This is a genomic window from Cytophagia bacterium CHB2, from assembly GCA_030263535.1.
Lineage (GTDB): Bacteria > Zhuqueibacterota > Zhuqueibacteria > Zhuqueibacterales > Zhuqueibacteraceae > Coneutiohabitans.
On sequence record SZPB01000535.1, the window covers coordinates 1 to 3220 of the forward strand.

Below are 3220 nucleotides of genomic sequence, written 5' to 3' on the forward strand. Positions count from 1 at the left end.
TGTATTGCATCGCAAATCGCGCGGTGAAAATCACTGGCTGGTGGCCTACGCGCTCAACAGTTTGGCAACGATGTTTTATGAAAAAGGCGATTTTGCCGCTGCCATTCCGGTTTACAAAAATGCCATCGCGATTTATAGCAAAGCCTGGAAAACGCCAAATCAACGCACCGGCAGCTCTCTTCTCGGCCTGGCAGCCGCGCTTACTGAAAATGGAAACGCGGCCGAGGCGGAACCGCTGGCACGCAAGGGCTTGCAAATCTTTCGCGATTCGATGGCAGCGGGACATTGGCAAGTGGCCCGCGCTGAAAGTGTGCTTGGCGGCTGTCTGTTGGCGTTGCATAAATTCGATGAAGCCGAGCCGTTGCTGCTTTCGGGCTATGAAACGCTCAAAGTCAAGCGCGGAGACGATGATGCTTTGACCCGGCGCACGCGCGCCTTGCTTTATCAACTTTATCGAGCAATTGGAAAAGCGCAACAGGCTGCGCAGTTTGAGGCGCTGCCGTGAGGCACAACTTCTTGATTGCCATGACGCATTTTATCTCAGGCTGAGCATGCAGATGCCCCAGAACCAAAAAGCCGCTGCAATTAGGAATTGCAACGGCTTTTTGGTTGAGAGTCAAGAGGCAGACGATTGTCTGCAAGATCTATTTTTGCAAAACCATCTTGCGAACCTGGCTTTGTGCGCCGGCGGTGATTTTGTAGAGATAGATGCCGGTCGCAACGGCTCTGCCGGTTTCATCACGGCCATCCCACAGCACGCTGTGATAGCCCGCCGGTTGCGAGACGCCGTTGAGAAGCGTGCGAACCTTGCGTCCGAGTTGATCATAGATCACCAAGCTCACGGTCGCGGCTTCCGGCAGATTGTAGCGCATGCTGGTTTCCGGGTTGAACGGATTCGGGAAATTTTGCAGCAATTCGAAAGCCTGCGGTACCAGCGCGATTTCGCCGGCTTGCTTCGCAACAAATTCCTGCGCGCCCACCACCAGCTTCAGTTTCTTTTGGATGGGCTGTGCGCCGCTGCGGAACGCGTATTCCGTTTTCACCCGCAAATCTTGGGCAATGCCCAGTGCTTCGTCAATCACATAAACTTTTGCATCAGCGGGGAAGTCGCCGACGAAATCAAATTGCACGCGCACATCGCTGCGCGTTTGATCGGTGGCCACCTCGAATTCCCACACTTGATTCTCTTCACGCTGGGCGCGAAAATCGGTGCAGAAATTTTCCGCGGGTTGCCGCCATTCCGGACGCGGAAACGATACCGCGACGTAACCACCAATCACCGGCGGTTCCGCCATTTCATTGGCATCATAACCCTCGGCGGAGCCGCGGCGCACGCCCGCCCAGTTGAGCTTGTCACGGGCTTCGTTGGCTTGCGCGGCAATTTGTACGGCCCATTCGCCTGATTGCCACGCCAGCGCCGGTGTGCCAGGTTTGCCGATGCGCCCGGGCACGGCAACGGGTTGTACGATCAAACGCAACGGCGCGCTCGTGGAGACGTTTGGACCGCGCGTCACATAAATCGCGTAACCGCGCCAGGGATCCATCACATCGGAGAAAGTCCATTGCCGTTCAAACGACCACAAGCTGACAGTGTCTTTATCGGCATTGATCAAACGCAGCGAGCGCTTGTGTACCGGAAAATTGAAGGGCGTGGCGAGCAGATTCCAGCCTTCGTAAACCGTCAACGTATCCGGGCACACAGTGCGGCGCGTCTGGCCCGGGCCGCTGTCCAGGACGACGTCGTTCTTGCGGGTGATGACGAAAAAGGCGCGGCCCGGCGTGAAAGCTCTGGCTTTCGCGCCTTCCTGCCAGCGCGTGGCAACCGAATTCTGCGGCAGGTAATCGAACAGACGCCATTGCTTTGCATCGGCGGCGCCGAGATCGTCTTGCACGACGCTGAGCACGCCGCTGCTGTCCAATTCATACGGAACCGAAACCAACTGATAGCTCAAAGTCGAATCACCGGAAGCCAGCGGCACAGGACGGCCGTCGGAGTCGATGCGAAAATCGCCCTCTCCGGTAACGCGCGTGCGGATGGGATACCACATCTCTTCGCCTTCGCTGATGCCGGCGATGATGGCATCGCCGTCATGATCGTTGCACGCCGGACCATTGCTCGGGCCATAAGCGGTGTTGGGGCCGTTATAAGCCGCCGGCACATTGTCGCGCGCGGTTGCGCGAAACTCCAGGCCGCGGCGCGTCACGCCGGCCTGCGGAATGGTGAAACGAAACGTGTCCGTCGTGCCAATGCGAAATGCGGGAATCGGCGGAGCTTCGGTAGTTGCGCCGCCCAGGCGATAGTTTACCCACACGGTATCAACATCAGAATGCGGATCTGTCACCAGCAGGCGATCCACAAAATCCTGGCCGTTGAGCGCGATATTATTGCTCAATGTTTTGACGCGCGTGATTTCCGGCGGGCACATATCGAAGCGATAGCGCGCCAGTGAGTAGTTCGCTGGATTAACATTGCCGGCAGAATCCGCCACCCAGAAGTATAAACTATCTTCGCCGCACAAATCGGAGGAATTAAAGGACACGGAAAATCTGGCGGAATCCCGGTTGGCTGTGAACGTCAATGCGGATTGTCCCTGCGCTCCGTTTAAAGTATCTGGCGCGGTTTTAAAGCGCCAAAACACACGGGCGGCGTCGCGTGCAGCCGTGGGAAGCCTGAACGCGAACCGCAAAACCTGGTCACGGCCAAACCACGTGACGACCGGAATGTTGCGCGTGATCGGGCCGTCGATGTTCTGCGTCGGACGGCTGGGCGCAGTCACATCATAATTGAACCGAAACGAGGTGGCGCTGGCATGGCCGGAATTCCCGGCTTTGTCCAACACCCAAACATAGACATACCACCAACCCTGTTGTGTCAATTTTGTTAATTCCAGATTCGCACAACCCAAACTCGTGAGCGTGCCGTTTGTGGGCAAACGAACACGTCCGCCGTTGGTTGTGTCCGCAGCGCCGTTCGGTGGATTTGGATTCCGGACGATCTTCCAACGCACTTCTGCCACGTCGCGGCCGTCTTGCACATCCCAGCAGATCGGAATCGAACCCAAACGCGTGTAGTAGGCGTAACCACCCGGCCAGTACGCGAGGTTGATGCTCAGGTTGGTCAACACCGGCACACCGGTGTAATAATACAGCGGGCTGTAGAAATAATTCTGCCAGCCGGAAATGCCGTTGGTGCCGTCCAGCCAAACGTAGCAATAATTGC

2 protein-coding genes are annotated in these 3220 nt (G+C 57.0%); one reads left to right on the forward strand and one right to left on the reverse strand.

The window, feature by feature from the left end:
- On the forward strand, window positions 1-505 hold a 505-nt coding region (locus FBQ85_28545; protein MDL1879083.1), incomplete at its 5' end, for a tetratricopeptide repeat protein.
- A 139-nt stretch (window positions 506-644) separates the two neighbouring features.
- Here the strand turns inward: FBQ85_28545 and FBQ85_28550 are convergent.
- On the reverse strand, window positions 645-3220 hold a 2576-nt coding region (locus FBQ85_28550), incomplete at its 5' end, for a T9SS type A sorting domain-containing protein (GenBank protein MDL1879084.1).